The following is a 21,141-nucleotide window of genomic DNA, read 5'->3' on the forward strand; positions in this document are numbered from 1 at the left end:
AGGTTTGCAGGCTCTATAGCCAGCCGCGGCGGCGGAAATACCAGAAGGGTAGGATCGCCGAAAGCACCATCATGCCAATAGCGAAGGGGTAGCCAAAGTGCCATTTGAGCTCGGGGATGATCTCGAAATTCATGCCGTAGATCGAAGCGACAAGCGTCGGCGGCAGGAAGATGACCGCGGCGACGGAGAAGATCTTGATGATCGCGTTCTGCTCGATCGAGATCATGCCGAGCGTCGCGTCGAGCAGGAAGCTGATCTTCTGCGACAGGAAAGTGGCGTGGTCGGCGAGCGACAGCACGTCGCGCGACAAGGTCTTGATGCGGGCGCGGGTATCCTTGCTCATCTTGGTCTGCGTGGAGGCATGGGCAAGAAACCCGGCAAGGCGCTGCAACGAGATCAGGCTGTCGCGGATCGAGGAGGCAAGGTCCTCCTTGCGGCCAATGCCTTTCAACAGTTCCTGGAAGTCGCGGTTGCGCTTGGAAACCTTGGTCGAGCGTGCCTCGAATATATCGCGCGAGATCGCCTCGACGTCGCGGCCGGCGCGCTCCAGAATGTCGGCGAGGCGGTCGACGATCGCCTCCAGCAGGCCGATCAGGATGGTGTCGCCGCTGGTGCAGCCGGTCGCCACCTTCTCGGCGCGCAGCGGAAAGGTCTTGAACGCCTTCGGTTCGTGATAACGCACGGTGATCAGCCTGCTGCCGGCGAGCACGAAGGTGACCGGCGACATCAGCGGATCGTCCAACTCGGTCTGAGCCGGTAGAATGGCGGTCATGAAGTAGGCACCGTCCTCGACATAGAGACGGCTCGAGATCTCGATCTCTTCCATCTCTTCGCGGGTCGGAACGGCGATGCCGAGCCAGGTCTCGATTGTGGTCTCTTCCTCCTTTGTCGGGCTGAGAAGGTCGACCCAGACGACAGTGTCGCTGTTTTGCAGGAGATCGTCGACGAGGCGCAGGCGATCATTGTCGACGACGAAGGCCTTGATCATAGCCGGGTCTCCCTTGCTGTTGCCAAAGAGCGTTTCGTTCGGAAGGGGCGCGTCAGTCAGATCGCACGGATACGGGCATGTGAGGCGCGAGACCAGCGCAGAGGCCCCTTAGACCGGGCCTCACGGTCCGTCAAGCAGCGGCAAGACGCCGCTGCGATGCCTGTTATGAAGTTGTGACCGAGCGACAGCCATGGTGGCTGTGAGTGGGTTTCGCCGGGTCAGGTGTTGAACTTGAACAGCATGATGTCGCCGTCCTGGACGACATACTCCTTGCCTTCGTCGCGCGCCTTGCCGGCCTCCTTGGCCGCCACTTCGCCGCCCAGCCTGACGAAGTCGTCATAGGCGATGGTCTGGGCGCGGATGAAGCCGCGCTCGAAATCGGTGTGGATGACGCCTGCCGCCTGCGGCGCCTTGGCGCCTTTGTGCACGGTCCAGGCGCGTGTCTCCTTGGGTCCCACGGTAAAGTAGGTGATGAGCTGCAGCAGCTCGTAGCCGGCGCGGATCACCTTGTTCAGGCCGGGTTCGTCCAGGCCGAGTGTTGCCAGGAATTCCAGTTCCTCTTCATCGCTGAGCTGGGCGACCTCGGCCTCGATCGCCGCCGAAATCACGACGGTCCGGGCGCCTTGCGCGGCGGCCATCTGCTCGACCGCCCTGGTATGCGCGTTGCCGGTGGCGGCATCGGCTTCGGCGACGTTGCAGACATAAAGCACAGGGTGCGACGTCAAGAGGTTCAGCCCCTGCAGGATGCGCAGATCCTCAGGCGAGATGCCATTGAGCAGGATGCGGGCGGGCTTGCCGGCCTGCAGCAGCTCGAGTGCCGCCTCCATCATCGGAAGTACGGTCGTTGCCTCCTTGTCCTTGCCGGCGGCGCGCTTGCGGAACTGCACGATGCGGCGCTCGAGGCTGTCGAGGTCGGCAAGCATCAGCTCGGTCTCGACGGTCTCGGCATCGGCGACAGGATCGATGCGGCCCTCGACATGGGTGATGTCGTCATCCTCGAAGCAGCGCAGCACATGGACGATAGCGTCGACCTCACGGATGTTGGCGAGGAACTGGTTGCCCAGCCCTTCGCCTTTCGAGGCGCCGCGCACCAGGCCGGCAATGTCGACGAAGGAGATGCGGGTCGGAATGATCTCCTTCGACTTGCCGATCGCGGCGATCTTCTGCAGGCGCGGGTCGGGCACCGCCACCTCGCCGGTGTTCGGTTCGATGGTGCAGAACGGATAATTGGCGGCCTGTGCCGCCGCCGTCCTTGTCAGCGCATTGAAGAGCGTCGACTTGCCGACATTGGGCAAGCCAACGATGCCGCATTTGAAACCCATTTTGTCTGGTCCTATCGGGAAATCGTGATTTGATCAGGGGGCTATGGGCGAAAGCGCCGATGATCGTCAAGCCCTTGGCCACGATCCGTGACGGCGTTCAGTCCTTGCCGCCAAAAAGCTTCCTCAGCATCGCCGCCATCGGGCCGTTTTCGGGCAGCTTGGCCGCCGGCTGCTGTGGCCGCGCCTGGCGAACGTGGCTTTGTGCCTTTGGCGCCTTTGGCGCCTTGGGCGGCGGGCGGTCGTCGTCGCCTGTCGGCGTGAGCTTGTCGCGCAAGGCCAGCGTCACGCGGTTCATGAAGGAATTGTCGTCGCCCATGGCAAGCAATCCGGCACCATCGGCGATTGCGTCGAGCAGCACGTCCAGCCACTCGCGGTCGCCCTTGGCGAAATCGCCGAGCACATGGCCATGCACCATTTCCTTGACGCCGGGGTGGCCGACGCCGATGCGCACGCGGCGAAAATCCTTGCCGACATGCTGGTCGAGCGAGCGGATGCCATTGTGGCCGCCGGAACCGCCACCGACCTTGACCCGCACCTTGCCGGCGGCAAGGTCGATCTCATCATAGAAGACGGTCAACGCCGAAGGGCCGAGCTTGTAGAAGCGCAGGGCTTCGCCGACCGCCTGGCCGGACAGGTTCATGAAGATCTGCGGCTTGATCAGGATCACTTTTTCGCCGGCAAGCGTGCCTTCGGTGATCAGGCTCTGGAATTTCTTCGACCAGGGCGAAAAGGAATGGCGGCGGGCGATCGCGTCCGCCGCCATGAAGCCGACATTATGCCGGTTGCTGGCGTATTTCGCGCCCGGATTGCCGAGGCCTGCAAAGACAAGCATCGTCGCCTCCGGGCGGAAAGGAGTTACTTCTCTTCGGCGGCAGGAGCCGCTTCGGGCGCAGCCGCTTCAGTCGTCTCTTCTGCGGCCTCCGGCTTCATCGCCGAGGAGCCGGCAATGGTGGCGATGGTGAAGTCGCGGTCGGAGATCACCGGCTTGACGCCGGCCGGCAAGGTGACGGCCGAAATGTGGATCGAATCGCCAATGTCTGTGCCGGTGAGATCGATGGTGATGAAATCCGGGATCGCATTGGCCGGGCAGTGGAATTCGACCTCGTGACGCACGATGTTGAGCACGCCGCCGCGCTTGATGCCGGGCGACTTGTCTTCATTGATGAAGTGCACGGGCACGTCGACATTGACTTCGGTATCCTTGCCGATGCGCAGGAAATCGACATGGACCGGGAAATCCTTGACCGGGTCAAGCTGGAAATCCTTGGGCAGAACCTGGATCTTGTTGCCGTCGACATCGATCGTGGCGACCGTGGTCAGAAACCCGCCGCCATGGATCTTGTAGTAGATGTCCTTATAGGTCAGCGCAATCGCCAGGGGAGGCTGCTTGTCGCCGTAAATCACTGCAGGCACTTTACCGTTGCGGCGAACTGCACGGGCGGACCCCTTACCGACCTGTTCGCGCGCTTCGGCCTTGAGCTCGTAAGTATCGTGGCTCATGGCATTTCCTTTCGCGTTGTTCTGGAGCGTTCGCGGCCGGCAACTTGCCTGGGCCGTAAACGTCGAAAGCCGCCGGGTGAGGCGGCCTTCCGCCGCGTTGCCTCCAAGGGTGTCTACGCGGGTGGCGGCTCTATAGCGGAAGGCGGCCCGTGGTGCAAGCCGGGGCGGGCAATCGTGGTGGGTGGGCAGTATCTCACCTGAATTTCAGCTTGGCACCAACTGCGGACATGCAAGCACTGGCGACCTGGCGGATCGAGGCCGAAGGCCACGAACGAGGAGGCGGCGCAATGAAATTTCCGGGCTTAGGCGGGGCGAAGAGGGTCGCTCTACCCTCTATGGCTTCCGCTCGACCAGCATGTAGCCGATCCCACGGACCGTCTGAATGCTAGCCGATGCATCCGGTCCGAGCTTGGCACGCAGATAGCGAATGTATACCTCCACGATCTTCGTCCCGGGTTCGAAGCTGTATGACCAGACATTGTTGAGGATGCGCTCGCGGCTGACCACCTTCCCCGCATTGAGCATCAGGAAATGCAGAAGGTCGAATTCACGTCTGGTAAGACGGATTTCCCGATCGCCGTCCGCAAAACGGCGAGCGCTCGTGTCGAGATCGAGGCCGCCGACTCGAAGCAACTGCCCCTCCACTGCGCCCCGACGGCGTCGGCGCAGGGCGTCAATCCTGGCCACCAACTCATCAAAGGCAAACGGTTTCGTCAGGTAGTCGTCGGCGCCGCCCTTGAGCCCATCTACGCGATCTTGAATTGTCTCTTTGGCGGTCAGCATCAGGATGAGAACCGGCCACTGCTCCAATCGCACGATCCGGCACAGTTCAAGGCCGTCCAGATAGGGAAGCAGACGGTCAAGGATCACGAGATCGAATGGGTCCGTGCGAATAACGGCTAGCCCCTCGCGACCGTCCTCCGCGACACTCACGTGAAAGCCTTCGGCCTCCAGCCCCCGGCGGAGAAAGTCGGAGACACGCCGGTCATCTTCAACGATCAGGATTCGAATCATGGGTGCGTTGTACCAGCGGCAGTCTAATTCTGAGGAGGGTTCCTGAAGGTTCAATTCCTTCAAGGCCGATTGTGCCATCGTGCCTGTCTATGATCTCCTTGGCGATCGCGAGGCCAATACCTAGCCCCTCGGCTGCGGACCTCCCGCCGACACGCCCGCGATAATAACGGTCGAACACGAACGGAAGATCGTTGGCATCGATCCCTGAGCCGCTGTCGGAGATAACGATCTCAAGCATTCCATGGCGCTCAGTCATCTCGACTGCAATCGCCTGGTTTGGCTTTGAATACTTTATGGCGTTGTCGAAGCCGATCAGCAGCGCCTGCTTCAGGCGCTGGGCGTCACCCCGAATGAGGCGATGGCCTGGGTTGAGCGACAGATCGACGGATATCTGCTTGGGACCGGCGAGTACGGAAGCCTCCTGAACGGCCGCCTTCACAACCTCACCGGTATCGATGTTGTGCAAGGAGAACCTGAAATTTTCGGCTTCGGCGCGGGCGAATGCCAGAAGGTCCCCCAGGTTGCGAGCCATATCTTCAGCGTAATTGCGGATTCGGCTCAGAGCTTCGCGGTAAGGTCGAACACGCGGTTGGCCGCGGAGGGCAACGTCGGCCTCTCCGCGGAGAATCGTCAACGGCGTGCGGAGTTCGTGGCTTGCCTCCGCAAAAAATTGTGTGCGTCGGCTATCGATCGCTCTCAGTTGCTCATTGGCTTTCCGCAGTTCGCGGGTGCGCAACTGAACCTCCGCCTCCAAGCGGTCCTGTACCGAAATCAGAGCAGCGCGTTCGATCTCGAGGGCCTCGGCCATGCTGTTGAAACTTCGCGAGAGGGAAGCGAACTCGTCGCGTCCGGTCGCGGAAACGCGATGGTCGAGCTTGCCTGCAGCGATGGCTTTGGCGCTTTCGTTCAGTTCACGCACAGGTGTGGCGATTGATCGTCGCAGGACGAGGGCGAACCCTAGACTGCCCAGCATGAGCAACGCAGCGAAGCCGCCGGTCAGCAGCAGCAGTCGCCATTGTGCGCCACGGACGCGGGCGAGTTCCTCTCCAACCTCCCTGCGCTCATCGTGCAAGGCGGCTTCGATCATTTCCTCGAAATCGTTCTCTAGTCGATGCTCCACATCGTGGCGGAAGGTGTCTACGATGCCGGTTGGCTCCGCCTTTGCTCGCTGGCTGAACAATCGCCGGGCAGCCTGATCGATCGCCTCAAACAGCGCCTTGATGCGGCCGACGAATCTGAGTTCGGCCTCTTCCTGGCGTCTATCGCTCCTATATCCGAGAACGCCGAGCTCCTCGCGCGTCGCGCCCTCCAGCTTGTGGAATCCGGATTTCAGTGCTCGTCGTGCCGCTTCGAAATCCGGCATCTGTTCGGGCCCAAGCAGCAAAACCTCGGCGAGTTGCTCGGTGTAATTGTTGGACTGCCCATTGAGTTCGGCGAGCGCTTCGAACCGCCCGTGGACGCTATCGATGCGGCGGACGAACTCCTCTGTCAGATGGAGCGTTGCGAACGCCAGTCCTGAAATCAGCCCGACAAGGGCGAGAATGATGATTTGAAATAGGAGGATGCGGCCTCGAACGGTCATGCGGTGATCCTGCCGGCGGTCGGATAGCGTCTCTCACCAAATTCTAACCGGAGCTCTACCGAGCGTCTAATCGGAACCTCCTAAGTTCGAGCGTGGGGCCGTGTGGCGCCCCCGCCGCCACATCGGCGACGAGCTCGAAGAGGTTTCGGTTGGCACAAGTAGATTTTCAGACTGACATTGACGCCACTCTTCAGGACGCCACTCTTCGGGAAAGGACACCACCGGCGCTCTGGCCGATATGGCGAGCCGCACTGATCGGAACCTGTGTGTCCCTCTGCGTGGCCATCATTGAATTCGGCCTCCCCGCGCTCCCGTCCGACGCTCGGCGAGCGCTCGAGATCCTGCTTGTCGCGATCATCGGATGGACCTTGACGCCGTTAGACGACACCTTCGTTGCAATCGCCGCTGGACTGGCAATGGCGCTGCTCGTCAACCGTGATCCCGGGACGCTTTTTCATGCGCTCGGGGATGAGTTGATCTGGCTGTTGCTCGCCTCGTTCATGCTGGCGGCCGCCTTCAAGACAAGTGGGGTCGCAGATCGCATCCTCGGCCTCGTGACGGGGCGCATGCGGTCGGTTCGCACAGTCGCCTATTCTTTGACGGTTGTCATGGTTGCCACAGCCTTCATCATTCCGTCGACCTCGGGTCGCGCAGCTTTGATGATCCCTGCCTATCATGCGATCGCAGGGCGCTGTGGAAGTGCTCGGTTGCGAAGAGCGTTCGCGCTACTGTTCCCCACTGTTATTCTGCTCTCGGCCATTGCGTCACCCGTTGGCGCCGGTGCCCATCTGCTGGCGATCGAAATGGTCGGCCGCCTCTCGGGTGTGAAAGTAAGCTACCTGGAATGGATCGCTTTCGGCCTGCCGTTTGCGGTCGTGAGCACCCTCCTTTCGGTCGAATGCCTGCTCCGGCTTTTTCTGTCGCCGGTGGAGCGGCGGATGGCACTTTTGCAGCCGACGAGGGTGAACAATGCTGGTGCCGGCTTGGCACGGCAGCCGATACTCTGGATCGCCGGCGGCGTTGTCATCGCATGGCTGACCGAACCTGTTCACGGGCTCGATGCCACCGTCATCGCTCTCGGCGGCGCTCTCTTGGCCACGCTTCCTCAGGTCGGCCCCGTGGCGTTTGGCGATGCAATCAAGAGCGCGGAGTGGAAGCTGCTCTTGTTCCTGGCAGCGACGATCTGCTTGGCAGACGGCCTGACGGCATCAGGCCTCCATCGGTGGTTGATCGAGACGATGGTCGATCCACTGCGCGGCACTGGCTTGGGGCCGCTGGCCCTTGTCTCGTTTCTAGCCTTACTAGGCCTTTTCAGTCATCTCGTGATCCATAGTCGCACGGCGCGCGTCTCGGTGCTGCTGCCTCCGGCGCTGATGCTTGCGTCGACAGTGCGGCTCGACCCGCTGCTTGCAACGCTTGTCCTCGTCTCGGCAACCGGCTTTTGCCAAACCCTCATGATCTGCGCGAAGCCGGTGGCGCTTTTCGGGGGCGTCGAGGACGAAGGCTATGGCCCGAAAGACCTCGCCTTGCTCAGCTCAATCCTGCTGCCGATGCAGTTCATTCTCATCGTCGTGTTCGCGGTCGCCGTGTGGCCAGCCACCGGTGGCCTGCTCAACAACACACTCCATCTGCAACTTCCTGGAGGGCCTTAGAATGTCGAAAACCAAAGGATTTAAGAAGCGAAGGCGGCTTCGAGTATTGGTCGCACCCTCCGGCTTTAAGGAGAGCCTCGGCGTTCGTGATGTCATCGCCGCATTGGCGCGGGGCGTTCGCAATGCAGTTCCGACAGCAAAGATCCTGGGCCTTCCAATGGTGGATGGCGGCGAGGATTTTACGCGGACCCTTGTTGAATTGTCTGATGGCGAGTTGCATTCCGTCACCGTGACGGGACCGGTGGGACAATCCGTGGAGGCCAATGTCGGTTTTCTCGGGCGGAGAAAGAAACGGACAGCAGTTCTGGAAATCGCGGCGGCTGCCGGGCTCCGGCTCGTCCCCACCGACATGCGTGACCCGACCCGCACTACAAGTTATGGGGTCGGTGAGTTGATTCGTTTTGCGCTCGATCTTGGCGCGGAAAGAATTCTGATCGGCTGCGGTGACTCGGGTGTCAACGATGCAGGAACCGGCATGGCCCAAGCACTAGGCGTGCGTCTGCTCGATGGCGGCGGCCGTTCCATTTCGGGGAGCGGCTCGGCCCTCTCATCGCTAGCTCGTGTCGATCTTTCCAGTCGTGACCATCGCCTTTCGAATGTTCGTATCGACGTCGCGGTAAACCCCTACAACATGCTGCTCGGCGAGAGAGGCGTCGCCCGGGTGTTCGGCCCGCAAAAAGGTGCAACACCTGACCAAGTGGTTTTGCTCGAGCAGGGCACGGAAAATGTCGCCCACGTCGTTCGCCGCGACCTCGGCGTCGACGTGGCACCGCTTGTCGGCGGAGGAGCTTCCGGTGGACTCGGCGCCGGACTTCACGCCTTTGCCGGGGCCCGGCTGCATCCGCGCTTCGACCTGATCCTGCGGTATATGGATCTCGATCATCGGCTGTCAAACGCCGACATCGTCATGACAGCCGAGGGTGGCCTGGATGGTCAGACGAGCTTTGGAAAGATACCAGCCGAGATTGCCCGGCGCGCGAAACGTCACAATCTGCCCGTCATCGCCTTGGCCGGAACGATCGGAGCAGGTGCAGAGGCGACCCACGACATCGGCATCGATGCCTTCTTCAGCATTCTGTGCCGACCGTGTTCCCTCGAAGACGCGATCCGTGACGCCGACACGCTGCTGGCGAACGCTGCCGAGCAGGCATTCCGGCTGATGTGGGCGACTCGCGCTTTCAAGTTCAGATGACGGAGCGTGTCAGCCAATGGCCGCGATGTCGCTACGCGGCGGCCCTGACCGGCTCGAAGTCTATGTCGAGAACCGAATTTCGCGCCGCCCGGTGGGCGAGGAAGCCGAAGTCCAACCCAAACTTCACCCGATCGTGGTCACTGCCTCGAGCTTTCTCGCTTCCTTCATGTTGGGAAGAAAAACCGTGAGCAGTCCGAGTAGGGGCAGGTAGGAGCAGACCTGGAAGACGAAATCGATGCCGTTCATGTCGGCGACGACGCCAAGCACGGCGGCCGCGATGCCGCCCATGCCGAAGGCGAAGCCGAAGAAGATGCCGGCGATCATGCCGACCCGGCCGGGCACCAGTTCCTGCGCGAAGACGACGATGTTCGAGAAGGCCGAGGACAGGATCAGGCCGATCAGCACGGTGAGAACCATTGTCCACTCGAAATTGGCGTAGGGCAACGCCAGGGTGAAGGGCAGCACGCCGACGATCGAGAACCAGATCATCGCCTTCTGTCCGTAGCGGTCGCCGAACGGGCCGCCGAGCAGGATGCCCAGGGCCGAGGCGCCGAGGAACAGGAACAGCATGACTTGCGACATCTGCACCGAAACACCGAACTTATGAATGGAATAGAAGGTGTAGTAGCTGGCAAGGCTGGAAATATAGGCGTTCTTGGTCAGTACCAGCAGCGTCAGCACCAGCAGCGCTCCCATCACCTTGCGGCGCGGGAAGGGCGAGACGAGACCTGCCGCCTTGCGGGTGCCCTGTGCGGCACGCAGGCGGCTGTACCAGCCGCCGACCTGCCACAGCACGATGATGCCGATCAGCGAGCCGCCGGCGAACCAGGCGATGCTGGTCTGGCTGAAGGGCACGACAATGAAAGCTGCCAGAAGCGGCCCCATGGCTTGGCCGAAATTGCCGCCGACCTGGAACAGCGACTGTGCAAGACCGAACCTGCCACCGGAGGCGAAGCGGGCGATGCGCGAGGATTCCGGGTGGAAGATCGCCGAGCCGATGCCGATCAGCGAGGCGCCGATGAGGAGCAGCGAGTAATGTCCGGCATAGGCCAGCACGACCAGCCCGATCAACGAGGAGGCCATGCCGTAGGGCAGCGAATAGGGCATCGGCCGCTTGTCGGTGATCATGCCGATCACCGGCTGCAGCAAGGATGCCGTCACCTGGAAAGTGAAAGTCAAAAGGCCGATCTGCCAGAAATCGAGACCGTAATTGTCCTTCAGCAAGGGATAGATTGCCGACAGCAGCGACTGCATGATGTCGTTGACGCAATGGCAGAAGCTCACCGCCAGGATGACGGTGAAGGCCGTCGCCTGAGCCGAGATGTGGCCGGCCGCTGCCGGCTCGCCCTCGGCGGTTGCTGTGGTATCTGTCAAGGCATGCTCCGTGGTCTTTTTGGCGGGCACTTTCGCACGCGGTCTTATGGGGCCGGCTGCCTTATACGTTGCTTGTCACGCGACTTCTTTCGTGGTTTGGTCCAATAGTTTCGCAAGTGGGCCATAGCTGATGCCGCATGGCAGGGAAATGCTCAAAGCGGGCGACGCTGATCTCGGGCTGTTGCATGAGCGTCGCTGGCAATGGCTGGAGCAGGCCGTAGGGCCGGCAGTGGCGCTGCCGACCGAATATCCGGACGGCTACCATGTGCCACGGCACCATCATAGCCGCAGCCAGTTGCTGCACGCGCTGGTCGGTGTCGTGCTGGTGACGACGCGGCATGGGCGCTGGATGGTGCCCCCGGACCACGCGATGTGGATCCCCGCCGGCACCGAGCATTCCGTCGAGATGCTGGGCGACGTCAGCATGCGCTCCGTCTATGTGATGCCGGAGGCCATTCCCGGCCTGCCGGACGGGTTGCGTGTCGTCGGCATCACCGACCTGATGCACAGCCTGATCGTGGAATCGGAAAAGCTGCCGCAAGGCGCCGAACTGGAGGGGCGGGGCGGACTGATCATGAAGCTCCTGCTGCACGAAATCCCGAACCTGCCGGAACGGCCGCTCGGCCTTCCGTTCCCGTCCGATGCAAGGCTGGCGACGCTGTGCCGGCGCTTCGTCTCGGCACCGTCACCGCATGCGACGATCGACGAGTGGGCCGCTATCGTCGGCATGAGCCGCCGCTCTTTCACCCGCGCGTTCCACCGCCAGACCGGATTGTCGCTGTCGACCTGGCGTCAGCAGGCCTGTCTGTTCGCGGCGCTGCCACGGCTGGCCGACGGCGAGCCGATCACGAGGGTGGCGCTCGATCTCGGCTATGACAGCGTGCCGGCGTTCATCACCATGTTCAAGCGCATGCTGGGAGCCTCGCCACGCGGGTACATGCGGGGCGCCCGTGATGCTGGCGAAGGTGTGCGACGAATAAGCGGTCCGGCTCGGCCTGAGTCGCAGCCCTGAAGGGCGTCGCGTTCGACCGGCCTCATGCGACGCGCTTTGGGTTCTTGCTTTTATGCATGTCGTTATCGCAAAACCGCTGCACTTTGCGCGACACGCATTAATCGAACAGGCTCGACACCGATTCCTCGGTCGCCGTGCGCGAGATCGCCTCGCCCATCAATTCGGCGATGGAGATGACGCGGATATTGGCGGCGTCCAGCACTGCCTGGGTCGGCTGGATGGAATCGGTGATGACCAGTTCCTGCAGTTTCGAGGCGCCGATGCGGGCGATGGCGCCGCCGGACAAAACGCCATGGGTAGTATAGGCGGTGACACTGGTGGCGCCGTCGGCAAGCAGCGCATCGGCCGCATTGCACAGCGTGCCGCCCGAATCGATGATGTCGTCGATCAGCAGGCAATCCTTGCCGCGCACGTCACCGATGACGTTCATGACTTCCGATTCGCCGGGGCGCTCGCGGCGCTTGTCGACGATGGCAAGCTGGGCGTCGATGCGCTTGGCGAGCGCGCGGGCGCGGACCACGCCGCCGACATCCGGCGACACCACCATGACATTGGCAAGCTGCTTGTATTTCGCCTTTACGTCGCGGGCCATGACCGGCACGGAAAACAGATTGTCGGTCGGGATGTCGAAGAAGCCTTGAATCTGGCCGGCATGGAGATCCAGGGTCAGCACCCGGTTGACGCCCGCCCTCGTGATCATGTTGGCGACCAGCTTGGCCGAGATCGGTGTGCGGCCCGAGGCACGGCGATCCTGCCTGGCATAGCCGAAATAAGGAATAACCGCAGTGATGCGCTTGGCCGAAGAGCGCATGAAGGCGTCGATCATGATGAGCAGTTCCATCAGATGATCGTTGGTCGGGAACGAGGTGGACTGCAGGATGAAGACGTCCTCGCCGCGCACGTTCTCCTGGATCTCGACGAAGATTTCCTGGTCGGCGAAGCGCCTGACGCTGGCCTTGCCCAGCGGAATGTTGAGGTAGCGGGCGACTGATTCTGCCAGCACCCTGTTGGAATTGCCCGCGAAGAGCTTCATGCACCGTTCCTGGCGAAGGATTGAGAGACTCCGATAGCACTCCAGCCTCTTAGTCGGGCTTTTAGCGGCCCGCGCCGGTATTGCAAGCGTCGTGAATGGGAATCCGCCGGCTAATCTCAATAAACGCTTACGGCTTGAGCATGCGGCGATAGAGCCAGTTCCATGCCGACGGAATCGGGATAGCTTCTAACTTTCAGTCTGAGCATGCTCTTTTCCGAAAACCGGATTCCACTTTTCGGAATCACGCTCCAGGTCAGCCGGCGCCGCCGCCAAGCCAGGTGGCGAACTGGTCGATTGTCTGGTCGGCAATTGCCTGCATGGTCGCCGGGGCGACCGCCGCCCAGCCTTCGCCGCCGCCAACAGAGGGCGCCTTCTGCTGGCCGTTGATGCGATGCAGCCGGTTGCCGGCCGGGTCATAGATGTCCCAGACGTAGATGACGGTGGTGTCCTTGCCTTCCGTCATTGTCGAGAAATAGCCCTTGAGTACATGCGTTGGGGTCTGGTCGGTGCTGCCGGCCAAGGTGATGCCGCGCTGCTTGGCGCGTGTCTGAAGCTCGGCGGTCAGCGGTGTCGCGGCCTCTACCGAGGCGCCGACGATCGGCGCCACCTGCAGCCGGGTCCGTGCAATGGCAGCCGCGCTTTTGGCGGGCGGCACGGCTGCTGCAGCGGGAGGCTGCGCTGTATCTGCAGTTTGCGCGGTGCCGGCAGGCTGCGCCGGAGTTGACGGGGGCGTTGCGGCACCTCCGGCTCCGGGCAGCGACTGCGTCGATTGCGGGGCGATGGCCGAGGGTTCGAGAACGTCCTTCGCATTGGTGCAGGCTGCCAGCGCCAGCGCCGCGAGCAATGACACGGTCGTCACATGCGATCGTCTCATTAGCCTGAAAACTCCTTGGCGACGAACGCCTCTCACACTCTTTCCATTATGGATTCACTGCACGATCAAGTCGAGATCATGGCGGGACAGCGGCTTCGGCTGGGATTCGGTCGTCAGATAGGTGCGGCCAAGCGTCATCGCGGTTTCGGTTTCGGAGTCCATGATGATCATATGGGCGAACAGCGTCATGTTCGGCGCAATCGGTTCGGGATTACCCTGATAGAACATCGGCATATCCATCCAGGACGGGGTGAAGCGGGCGCCGAGCGAATAGCCGCAGGCATTGAGCCGGTGCTTGGTCAAATTGTGGGCTTCGAGCGTGCGGGCATGGGCGTCGAACACGTCGCCGAACGTATTACCGGGCGTCATCGCCTTCTCGACTGCAAGTAGCGCGGCGCGGGCGGCATCGAACAATTCCTGGTGGCGTTTCGATACCTTGCCGGTCAACACCGTGCGCATCATTGCCGCATGGTAATGGTGGAAGACACCGGCCCATTCGAGCGTCAGCTGGTCGTTCTTGGTGAGCTTGCGGCGACCGGCCTTGTAGCGGCAGAGCAGGGCGTCGACGCCGGAGCCGATGATGAACTCGTTGGCCGGATAATCGCCGCCGCCGGCAAAGATCGCGCCTTGCATGGCGGCGAGGATCAGCGCCTCATCGCCGCCCTGCTTGATCAGCGGCAGTGCTGCGTCCAGCGCGTCGTCGGCCAGATTTGCGGCTTTTTCCGCCTTGGCGATTTCGGCCGGGCTCTTGAACAGCCGCAGCCGGCTGACAATACCGGAGGCATCTGCGATCTGGCCGAAGGTCTGCAACTGCTCGTCGAGGCGCCGGCCATTATATGCCGTCAGGCCGTGGGTGTCGTATTCGACGCCGATGCGGGCGCCGAGCAGGTCAAGCTCGTTGAGCAAATTGCGCAGGTCGACCGCCGGATTGGCGCCGTTGCGATCCGTCCACAAAACGATATTGTCGATAATCGAGGTGTGGCGCGCCTGGCGCAAATCGGCCGAACGCGTCAGCAGCACCATCGAGCCGTCGGCCTTGACCACCAGGCATTGGAAAAAGCAGAAGCCGAATGTGTCGTAGCCGGTTAGCCAATACATGCTTTCCTGCGCAAACAGCAGGACGGCGTCGAGCTTCTTTTCGGCGATCTCGATCATCAGTCGATCGCGCCGTGCGTCAAATTCCGAGCGTTCGAAATGCAGCGCCATCAGTCAGTCTCCAAAACGATTGCCGAAACCTGCCGCCCGTAGTCGGGCTCGTTGCGATGCGTGCTGCGCCGATAGGAGTAGAAAAGCTCTTCCTCGGCATAGGTGCAGCGGTCGAGCCCTTCGGCGTTGACGCCAGCCTTGGTCAGCCGGTCGACCGTGTAGCGGTTGAGATCGAACATCGCGTGTCCGGCATTTGCGGAGGGAGCGAAATAGCGGGCATTGCCGGCATCGGCGTCGACGAAGCGGGTGACGAATTCCGGCCCGACTTCGTAATTCTGTGGGCCGATGGAAGGACCGAGCACCGCGACGATGCGCTCGCGCCGGGCGCCGAGGCCTTCCATCGCCGCAATGGTGTTTTCCAGCACCCCGGTGAAAGCGCCTTTCCAGCCGGCATGGGCGGCTCCGATAATGCGCGCCTCGGCGTCGGCGAAGAGGACCGGTCCGCAATCGGCGGTCGAGGCACCGACGGCAATGCCCGGCCGGTCGGTGACGATGGCGTCAGCCTTGGGACGCTCGCCGGCAAAAGGCTCCCTGGCGATGACGACGTCCGGCGAATGAACCTGATGAGCGGTCAGCAGATGGCTTGCAGGCACGCCCATCCATTCGGCGACGCGGCGACGATTCTCGCGCACCAGCGTCTGGTCGTCGCTTGATCCGGTGCCGATGTTGAGGCCCCGGTAGATGCCGCTGGAGATGCCGCCGACGCGGGTGAAGTAGGCGTGGCGGATGCCTTGCGCCGTCTCCAGCAAGGGCGACCGAACGGGATCCGGTTTGGTCTGATTCAGCATGGCGGCTTTGTTGTCCGTATGGGCGATTTCGTCAAGCGAGTTGAAGGCGGGCGCAGTTGAAGGCTGGCGCAGTTGAAGGCGGGCGCTAGTCGGAGAGTGGGAGAGGCGGCAGCGAAAAGTCAATCCGTGCCTGCGAACGGCGGAACGGCAATCTCAGCCGGGAGGATGGCAAGCACCTTGAAGAGCTCGCCCATGGACTGTGGACCGGCGAGGCGCTCGACGTCGGCCGCGACCTTTTCGCGAGCTGCCTCATCGGCATTGGCGCCGAGCCGGCCGGCTCGTTCGAGAAGCCCCATCTTGAGCAGGAATTCACCTTGCGTGGAGAGGTGGGCATCGAGGCCGTGTGCCCGAACGGTTGCCGCCAGGGCAGCGAAATCGACATGGGCGGTGAGATCGGCCTCCCCCGGATTGGCCAGCACGTCTTCGTGATCGTGCTTGCGCAAGGCCTGCAAGGTGTCGCCGATACCGGGCTGGAGATAGCCGTAGTCGAGAAACAGGCCGGCGCCGCCAAATCCGGCAAGTCGCTCGGCAATAGCCGTCATCAGGGCGGCTCGGGCCGGCGCCATCTCGACGATCGCGCCTTGCGGCGCATTCTCAGCATCATCCGGCAGCAGCATTGGGTCGACAGAGCCGGCGCCGGCAAAAAAGCGCAGCCCGTTCGCGTCGTCGAGACCGATCATCCGTTCGCGCCAGCCGGCCCCGGCGCGGACGAACTGGCGGATGGGCACCGCATCGAACAGCTCGTTGCCGACAATCAGAAGCGGCGTCCGCGGCAGCGTGTCGATGGTCTCGTGCCAGGCGACCGTCGCCGCCGTCCCGGCAAGCGTCCGTTTCTGGATCTCGGCCAACCGCGGGCTGGTTTCGATCATGGCAAAGGACGCACTGGCGGTGAGCGCCGGATCGAGCCGCGACAGCGTGCGCTGCATGTCTCTCATCAGCGTGCCACGGCCGGGACCGATTTCGGCGATGGCGACCGGCATCGGCCGGCCAACCGCCAGCCATGCCTGGTAAAGCCAGACAGCGATAAGTTCGCCGAACATCTGGCTGATTTCCGGCGCGGTGACGAAGTCGCCGGCAGCGCCGAACGGCTCGCGCGTCGTATAATAGCCGTCCTGCGGATCAAACAGGCAGAGTGCCATGTACTCGCTGACCGGGATCGGTCCTACCGCACCGATCAGCTCGGCGATGCGGGTTTTTAGCCGCGTCATGCCGGTTGCGGTTGCGTCACCGGCTTGGCCGTCGCCATCGCCCAGATCCCGGCAAGCAGCATCGGCAGCGACAGCACCATGCCCATGGTCAGCCAGTTCGTGCCGAGGAGATAGCCGAGCTGCTGGTCGGGCTCGCGGAAGAATTCGACGAAGATGCGTGAAAGACCATAACCCGCGATGAAGGCGCCGCCGACGAAGCGCGGCGTCTTCAGCTTGAGCCGCGAATGGGTGAGGAAGCGCAGGACCAGGAACAACACCAAGCCTTCGAGCAGCGCCTCGTAGATCTGGCTCGGATGGCGTGGATCGGTGCCGGCCAAGCACTGACCGGCCTGGAGAATGCGGTTGTTACAAAAGACGACGCCCCATGGCACATCGGTAACGCGGCCCCAGAGTTCGGCATTGACGAAATTCGCCAGGCGAACGAGGCCAAGCCCCACCGGCACGCCGGCGGCAACAACGTCAAACAGCGACCATGTGCGGATGCCGCGCGATCGAGAAAACAGCGTCATGGCGACAATGACGCCGAGCAGGCCGCCATGAAACGACATGCCGCCCTGCCAGACGGCGACAATATCGAGCGGATTGGCGATGTAACGAGGCAGGTCGTAGAACAACACGTAGCCGGTGCGCCCGCCGAGCACCACACCGATAGCCGCCCAGACGATGAAGTCGTCGAGGTCGACGGGCTTCATCGGCAGGATGCCATCAGGCCAGAGTTTTGGGTTGGTGACGAGGCGCTTGGCATACCACCAGGCGAACAGAATGCCGACGATGTAGCCGACGCCGTACCAATGCACCGCCAACGGTCCGATCCGGATGATGACCGGATCGATGTTGGGAAAGGGCAGGGCGGCCAGCGGCAGCAAATATTCGCTCAACAGGGTCTCCCGGTTCCGACCACGTTCGGGCGCGGACCATGCGGCAGGGTTTTGGCAGGGTCAAGGCGGCGCGCATGCTGTTCCCCCCGGCATCGCTCCGTCAAGTCTCCGGAAATAGAATGGCTCCGTAGTCCATCGCGCTGTGGAGGATGTGCAGTATCTCCACTGTATCGGCCTTGACGCGATAAAAGATCAGATAGCTGCCATGAATACGGCGACGAATGCCTGAGGACCGATATCGTTCCAACAACGGGTTACGCTCCGGCATTGTCCGCAACTCCATGCAGCTGCCACGCAATTCCTGAATGAATGTCATAGCGCGAAACGGGCTGTCGAGCGCGATGTAGTCGCCGATGACTTCAAGGTCTGTCTCAGCCTGGCTGGTGAAGATCAGTCGCTTCACCTGCCGGTCATCGCCTTGTATTTGGCCTCCAGTCGGTCAAGCACATCTTCGGCAGGCTTCACCCGCCCCGCGTCGGCATCGCTGACACCTTTGGCAAGTGCCGCGTCAAGCGCGGCGAGGCGCTTTTCTCTCTCTTCCACAAGGCGAACGCCTTCGCGCAGCACTTCGCTCTTCGAATTATAGCGGCCGGTGCTGACAAGCTGGTTCACGACATCCTCCAAACGGTTGCCCAAATCCGCGCTGATGGCCATGACAATGTTCCTAATGGGTCTAGCGCGATAATAATAGTTATTGGCCCGGCGCACCAGTAGCTCAACGGACCAAATTGCATGGACGGCCGATGCCACCCGGGGGCATCAACGTTCTTGCATTTCGCGCCGTGCGCCACTACGTCAATTCAACCAAGCGAGGATTTGCCATGGCGACCGGACCGAACCGCATTCTCGATGAATTCGCCAAACTGATGACCGACGCAGCCGGTGCCGCGCAAGGCGTGCGACGCGAAATGGAGACCGCCTTCAGGGGCCAGGCGGAGCGGATCCTCAACTCCATGGACGTGGTGCAGCGCGAAGAATTCGAGGCCGCCCGCGACATGGCGGCGAAGGCCAGGGAAGAAAACACCCGCCTCGCTGCTCGCATCGAAACGCTCGAGGCCAAGCTTGCCGAAATGACCGGTCAGGCGGCGCCTGCGGCTGCAGCAAAGCCGCGCGCCAGAAAATAATCAAAAATAAATCGTTAAACTTTTCCACAAAGCCGGATCGCAAAAAGCGCTTTGTCGTGAATCGCTTACCGGTACTGCGTGAATCTTTATGACAGCGCCTTTCCACATGCGAATGACGCAGTGCGAAAAATTGGGCTGGTCACGCGACTCCCGATCAATAGACTGAATTTGTTGCATGATTCGGAGCAGGGTCATGCGCCGGGCGGTGGGGTCCGGTCCGGGGTCTTTGCGTTGACGAAGTCCTGGCCGTCCGAGTTCTAGACAGAATTGTTCGAGTGTGCCTCTCCCGCGGAGCGTGTGGTGGCGCTCCCAGAACGACAGGAAGCATTTCATGGAACTTCTCGAACTCGAATTCTCCCGCGAAATCCACCCGGTGGATGTTATCGAGCAGGTGGCCCACAACAACGACTGGTCCTTCGAGCGGGCCGGCGACGACGAGATCTCGATCTCGGTTGCCGGAAGCTGGACCGACTACCACGTGTCATTCTCCTGGATGGAGGACTACGAGGCGCTGCACCTGGCCTGCGCTTTCGACATCAAGGTCCCGGAGGCGCGCGCGCTCGAGGTTATGCGGCTGCTTTCGCTGATCAACGAGCAGATGCTGTTTGGGCATTTCGATCTCTGGGAGCAGGAAGGCGCGATCATGTTCCGCCAGTCGCTGCTGCTGGCCGGTGGGGTCGAGCCGTCGAGCCAGCAGGTCGAGGTGCTGCTGTCGTCGGCGCTGGAAGCCTGCGAATGCTATTTCCAGGCATTCCAGTTCGTCGTCTGGTCGGGGACTTCGGCCAAGGACGCGCTGGCCGGCGTGCTGTTCGAAACCTACGGAAACGCCTGACCGTCGATGAGTTCGAGCAACGCGCGAAAACCCGAGATCAGCTTTGCCGATTTCGACCGCGTCGACATCCGCGCCGGCACGATCGTCGAGGCCGAGCCTTTTCCCGAGGCGCGCAAGCCGGCGATCAAGCTCAAGATCGATTTCGGCCCCATGATTGGGGTGAAGAAATCCTCGGCTCAGATCACGAAATACTATACGCCCGAAAGCCTGATCGGCCGGCAGGTGTTCGCGGTGGTCAATTTCCCGCCGCGTCAGATCGGACCGTTCATATCGGAGGTGCTGACGCTCGGCTTTCCCGATGAAGAGGGCGCCGTCGTGCTTGGGGCAATCGAGCGCAGGGTGCCCGACGGCGGCAGATTGTTCTAACTGCGCTTTGCTCAGGCGGCCAGTTTGCGCGTGGTACCCAGCGCCTCTTCGACCGTTTCCATGAACATTTCCGCGCAGGCCTTCCAGCTGTAGCGCATCGCGCGTTGCCGCGCCTCGGCGCGGTCGACATGAAGCGCGGCGAGCGCCGCTTGCCGCAGGTCGTCTGATACCGCGCCGCCGATGCCGTCACCCACAATATCGATCGGCCCGGTGACGGGATAGGCTGCAACAGGCGTGCCACTGGCCAGCGCCTCGATGATGACGTTGCCGAATGTGTCGGTGCGGCTGGGGAAGACGAAAGCATCGGCCGAGGCGTAGATCTCGGCCAGTTCGTCGTTCGGGCGATGACCGAGGAAATGGGCATCGGGATATCTGGCCTTCAGCTTCGCCAATTCCGGCCCTTCGCCGACGACCACCTTGCTGCCGGGCAGGTCCAGGTCGAGGAAGGCCGGCAGGTTCTTTTCGATCGCGACGCGGCCGACGCAGAGGAAGATCGGTCCCGGAAATCCCAGGTTCTTTCTTTTGTCCGGCCGAAAATGATCCGTGTCGACGCCGCGCGTCCATGGCCGGAGCTTGGTGAAGCCGCGTGACGCAAGATCGTCGGCAAGCGACTGGGTGGCGACCAGCGTGCCCTGTCCTGAATTATGGAAATCGCGCAGCCAGCGATAGGCCCATGCTTCCGGCACGGGCAGGCGCGCGCTCAGATATTCCGGAAAACGTGTGTGATAGCTGGTCGTGAACGGACGACCGGCGTTGCGGCAGTAGCGCCGCGCCATAACGCCGAGCGGTCCTTCGGTGACGATATGGATGTGGTCCGCCTTGCGTGCCTCGATCAGCTGTGCCACGCGGTGCGGCGTCGTCAGCGCCAGCCTGATGTCCGGATAGGTCGGCAGCGGCAGAGTGCGAAAGATGTTCGGCGTCAGGAAGGCCGTCTCGACGTCGAAGGATTTCAGGGTCTCCGAGAGGCGCTCCAGCGTGTGGACGACGCCGTTGACTTGCGGCCGCCAGGCATCGGTGACCATCAGGATGCGCATGGCGGTCCTTTGGCGGAAAGCTTGATTGCATTGCCGCGATGCCTGAACGGCGACCACGTCGCCGCTCTGGCCTCGCACCAACGCACCCGGGCAGGCGCGGGGTCGAAATGAGGCCGCAGGGCCGAATCGATCAGGATCGCGCGCTTCATTGGCGCTCTTCAC

Annotated in this window: 22 protein-coding genes; 6 read left to right on the forward strand and 16 right to left on the reverse strand. The window is 62.1% G+C overall.

The genetic code is table 11. The features are described 5' to 3' along the window. Positions 1-13 precede the first annotated feature (13 nt). The 6 genes from corA to NKJ94_RS04415 all read right to left on the reverse strand — a co-directional run bounded on the left by corA (position 14) and on the right by NKJ94_RS04415 (position 6,406). Complete coding sequence (gene corA, locus NKJ94_RS04390; protein WP_352523163.1) at positions 14-988, reverse strand: magnesium/cobalt transporter CorA; 975 nt, start codon at positions 986-988, stop codon at positions 14-16. Positions 989-1,206: 218 nt separating this feature from the next. After that, entirely contained in the window at positions 1,207-2,310 is a 1,104-nt protein-coding gene (ychF, locus tag NKJ94_RS04395) for a redox-regulated ATPase YchF (RefSeq protein WP_352523164.1), read from the reverse strand. A gap of 97 nt (positions 2,311-2,407) precedes the next feature. Then, positions 2,408-3,142, reverse strand: a complete 735-nt coding sequence (pth, locus tag NKJ94_RS04400) for an aminoacyl-tRNA hydrolase (protein WP_352523166.1) — start codon at positions 3,140-3,142, stop codon at positions 2,408-2,410. A gap of 23 nt (positions 3,143-3,165) precedes the next feature. Further along, positions 3,166-3,810 (reverse strand): 50S ribosomal protein L25/general stress protein Ctc, encoded by a 645-nt coding sequence (locus NKJ94_RS04405; protein WP_352489001.1) that lies wholly within the window; start codon positions 3,808-3,810, stop codon positions 3,166-3,168. A 333-nt stretch (positions 3,811-4,143) separates the two neighbouring features. Further along, complete coding sequence (locus NKJ94_RS04410; RefSeq protein WP_352523167.1) at positions 4,144-4,824, reverse strand: response regulator transcription factor; 681 nt, start codon at positions 4,822-4,824, stop codon at positions 4,144-4,146. Further along, complete coding sequence (locus tag NKJ94_RS04415; protein WP_352523169.1) at positions 4,802-6,406, reverse strand: sensor histidine kinase; 1,605 nt, start codon at positions 6,404-6,406, stop codon at positions 4,802-4,804. Before NKJ94_RS04415 ends, NKJ94_RS04410 begins: the two co-directional genes overlap by 23 nt. Positions 6,407-6,684: 278 nt before the next feature. Here NKJ94_RS04415 and NKJ94_RS04420 point away from each other — a divergent pair, with 278 nt between their 5' ends. Then, entirely contained in the window at positions 6,685-8,058 is a 1,374-nt protein-coding gene (locus NKJ94_RS04420) for an SLC13 family permease (RefSeq protein ID WP_352523398.1), read from the forward strand. Between the two features lies 1 nt (position 8,059). Further along, entirely contained in the window at positions 8,060-9,250 is a 1,191-nt protein-coding gene (locus NKJ94_RS04425) for a glycerate kinase family protein (protein WP_352523171.1), read from the forward strand. 123 nt (positions 9,251-9,373) lie between these two features. Here the strand turns inward: NKJ94_RS04425 and NKJ94_RS04430 are convergent, their stop codons facing one another. Further along, entirely contained in the window at positions 9,374-10,624 is a 1,251-nt protein-coding gene (locus NKJ94_RS04430) for an MFS transporter (RefSeq protein WP_352523172.1), read from the reverse strand. A gap of 130 nt (positions 10,625-10,754) precedes the next feature. Between NKJ94_RS04430 and NKJ94_RS04435 the strand changes: the two genes are divergently transcribed. Continuing rightward, a complete protein-coding gene (locus NKJ94_RS04435) occupies positions 10,755-11,636 on the forward strand; it encodes an AraC family transcriptional regulator (RefSeq protein ID WP_352523174.1) in 882 nt (293 codons plus the stop codon). A gap of 97 nt (positions 11,637-11,733) precedes the next feature. On the opposite strand, the gene NKJ94_RS04440 is transcribed toward NKJ94_RS04435, so the two are convergent. The 8 genes from NKJ94_RS04440 to NKJ94_RS04475 form a co-directional block, all read right to left on the reverse strand. Next, a complete protein-coding gene (locus tag NKJ94_RS04440) occupies positions 11,734-12,669 on the reverse strand; it encodes a ribose-phosphate pyrophosphokinase (RefSeq protein ID WP_023678427.1) in 936 nt (311 codons plus the stop codon). A gap of 253 nt (positions 12,670-12,922) precedes the next feature. Continuing rightward, complete coding sequence (locus tag NKJ94_RS04445) at positions 12,923-13,543, reverse strand: hypothetical protein (protein WP_352523175.1); 621 nt, start codon at positions 13,541-13,543, stop codon at positions 12,923-12,925. A 54-nt stretch (positions 13,544-13,597) separates the two neighbouring features. Next, positions 13,598-14,749, reverse strand: a complete 1,152-nt coding sequence (locus NKJ94_RS04450; protein ID WP_023678425.1) for a M24 family metallopeptidase — start codon at positions 14,747-14,749, stop codon at positions 13,598-13,600. Then, positions 14,749-15,537, reverse strand: a complete 789-nt coding sequence (gene pgeF / locus NKJ94_RS04455; protein WP_352523176.1) for a peptidoglycan editing factor PgeF — start codon at positions 15,535-15,537, stop codon at positions 14,749-14,751. The genes NKJ94_RS04450 and pgeF overlap by 1 nt, the downstream gene beginning before the upstream one ends. A 119-nt stretch (positions 15,538-15,656) precedes the next feature. Then, the gene (locus NKJ94_RS04460) at positions 15,657-16,745 is read right to left on the reverse strand and encodes a class I SAM-dependent methyltransferase (RefSeq protein WP_352523177.1); all 1,089 of its coding nucleotides are present in this window, start codon (positions 16,743-16,745) and stop codon (positions 15,657-15,659) included. Beyond that, positions 16,742-17,623, reverse strand: coding sequence for a prolipoprotein diacylglyceryl transferase (lgt, locus tag NKJ94_RS04465; RefSeq protein ID WP_352523179.1), 882 nt, complete (start codon positions 17,621-17,623; stop codon positions 16,742-16,744). Before lgt ends, NKJ94_RS04460 begins: the two co-directional genes overlap by 4 nt. A gap of 100 nt (positions 17,624-17,723) precedes the next feature. Then, positions 17,724-18,026 carry a type II toxin-antitoxin system RelE/ParE family toxin gene (locus NKJ94_RS04470; protein WP_352523180.1) on the reverse strand — a complete coding sequence of 101 codons (303 nt, stop codon included), beginning with the start codon at positions 18,024-18,026 and terminating at the stop codon, positions 17,724-17,726. Next, positions 18,023-18,277: a type II toxin-antitoxin system ParD family antitoxin gene (locus NKJ94_RS04475; protein ID WP_352523181.1), complete on the reverse strand. Its 255-nt coding sequence runs from the start codon at positions 18,275-18,277 to the stop codon at positions 18,023-18,025. Before NKJ94_RS04475 ends, NKJ94_RS04470 begins: the two co-directional genes overlap by 4 nt. A gap of 167 nt (positions 18,278-18,444) precedes the next feature. Here NKJ94_RS04475 and NKJ94_RS04480 point away from each other — a divergent pair, with 167 nt between their 5' ends. From NKJ94_RS04480 to NKJ94_RS04490, 3 genes are all read left to right on the forward strand, one after another. Next, entirely contained in the window at positions 18,445-18,747 is a 303-nt protein-coding gene (locus tag NKJ94_RS04480) for an accessory factor UbiK family protein (RefSeq protein ID WP_352523182.1), read from the forward strand. A 331-nt stretch (positions 18,748-19,078) separates the two neighbouring features. Then, entirely contained in the window at positions 19,079-19,579 is a 501-nt protein-coding gene (locus NKJ94_RS04485) for a type III secretion system chaperone family protein (RefSeq protein ID WP_023678420.1), read from the forward strand. 6 nt (positions 19,580-19,585) lie between these two features. Beyond that, positions 19,586-19,945 carry a tRNA-binding protein gene (locus NKJ94_RS04490; RefSeq protein ID WP_352523183.1) on the forward strand — a complete coding sequence of 120 codons (360 nt, stop codon included), beginning with the start codon at positions 19,586-19,588 and terminating at the stop codon, positions 19,943-19,945. Between the two features lie 11 nt (positions 19,946-19,956). Here the strand turns inward: NKJ94_RS04490 and NKJ94_RS04495 are convergent, their stop codons facing one another. After that, complete coding sequence (locus tag NKJ94_RS04495) at positions 19,957-20,979, reverse strand: glycosyltransferase family 4 protein (RefSeq protein WP_352523185.1); 1,023 nt, start codon at positions 20,977-20,979, stop codon at positions 19,957-19,959. Positions 20,980-21,141 lie beyond the last annotated feature (162 nt).

The organism is Mesorhizobium sp. M0060, assembly GCF_040323155.1.
Taxonomy (GTDB): Bacteria; Pseudomonadota; Alphaproteobacteria; order Rhizobiales; family Rhizobiaceae; genus Mesorhizobium.

Coding starts and splice junctions, on each gene's coding strand:
- pth (WP_352523166.1), bottom strand. CDS start 3,142: ATGCTTGTCTTTGCAGGCCTCGGCAATCCGGGCGCGAAATACGCCAGC.
- NKJ94_RS04450 (WP_023678425.1), bottom strand. CDS start 14,749: ATGGCGCTGCATTTCGAACGCTCGGAATTTGACGCACGGCGCGATCGA.
- NKJ94_RS04475 (WP_352523181.1), bottom strand. CDS start 18,277: ATGGCCATCAGCGCGGATTTGGGCAACCGTTTGGAGGATGTCGTGAAC.
- NKJ94_RS04480 (WP_352523182.1), top strand. CDS start 18,445: ATGGCGACCGGACCGAACCGCATTCTCGATGAATTCGCCAAACTGATG.
- NKJ94_RS04460 (WP_352523177.1), bottom strand. CDS start 16,745: ATGACGCGGCTAAAAACCCGCATCGCCGAGCTGATCGGTGCGGTAGGA.
- pgeF (WP_352523176.1), bottom strand. CDS start 15,537: ATGCTGAATCAGACCAAACCGGATCCCGTTCGGTCGCCCTTGCTGGAG.
- NKJ94_RS04495 (WP_352523185.1), bottom strand. CDS start 20,979: ATGCGCATCCTGATGGTCACCGATGCCTGGCGGCCGCAAGTCAACGGC.
- NKJ94_RS04425 (WP_352523171.1), top strand. CDS start 8,060: ATGTCGAAAACCAAAGGATTTAAGAAGCGAAGGCGGCTTCGAGTATTG.
- NKJ94_RS04440 (WP_023678427.1), bottom strand. CDS start 12,669: ATGAAGCTCTTCGCGGGCAATTCCAACAGGGTGCTGGCAGAATCAGTC.
- NKJ94_RS04435 (WP_352523174.1), top strand. CDS start 10,755: ATGCCGCATGGCAGGGAAATGCTCAAAGCGGGCGACGCTGATCTCGGG.
- NKJ94_RS04410 (WP_352523167.1), bottom strand. CDS start 4,824: ATGATTCGAATCCTGATCGTTGAAGATGACCGGCGTGTCTCCGACTTT.
- corA (WP_352523163.1), bottom strand. CDS start 988: ATGATCAAGGCCTTCGTCGTCGACAATGATCGCCTGCGCCTCGTCGAC.
- NKJ94_RS04445 (WP_352523175.1), bottom strand. CDS start 13,543: ATGAGACGATCGCATGTGACGACCGTGTCATTGCTCGCGGCGCTGGCG.
- NKJ94_RS04405 (WP_352489001.1), bottom strand. CDS start 3,810: ATGAGCCACGATACTTACGAGCTCAAGGCCGAAGCGCGCGAACAGGTC.
- NKJ94_RS04490 (WP_352523183.1), top strand. CDS start 19,586: ATGAGTTCGAGCAACGCGCGAAAACCCGAGATCAGCTTTGCCGATTTC.
- NKJ94_RS04485 (WP_023678420.1), top strand. CDS start 19,079: ATGGAACTTCTCGAACTCGAATTCTCCCGCGAAATCCACCCGGTGGAT.
- ychF (WP_352523164.1), bottom strand. CDS start 2,310: ATGGGTTTCAAATGCGGCATCGTTGGCTTGCCCAATGTCGGCAAGTCG.
- NKJ94_RS04415 (WP_352523169.1), bottom strand. CDS start 6,406: ATGACCGTTCGAGGCCGCATCCTCCTATTTCAAATCATCATTCTCGCC.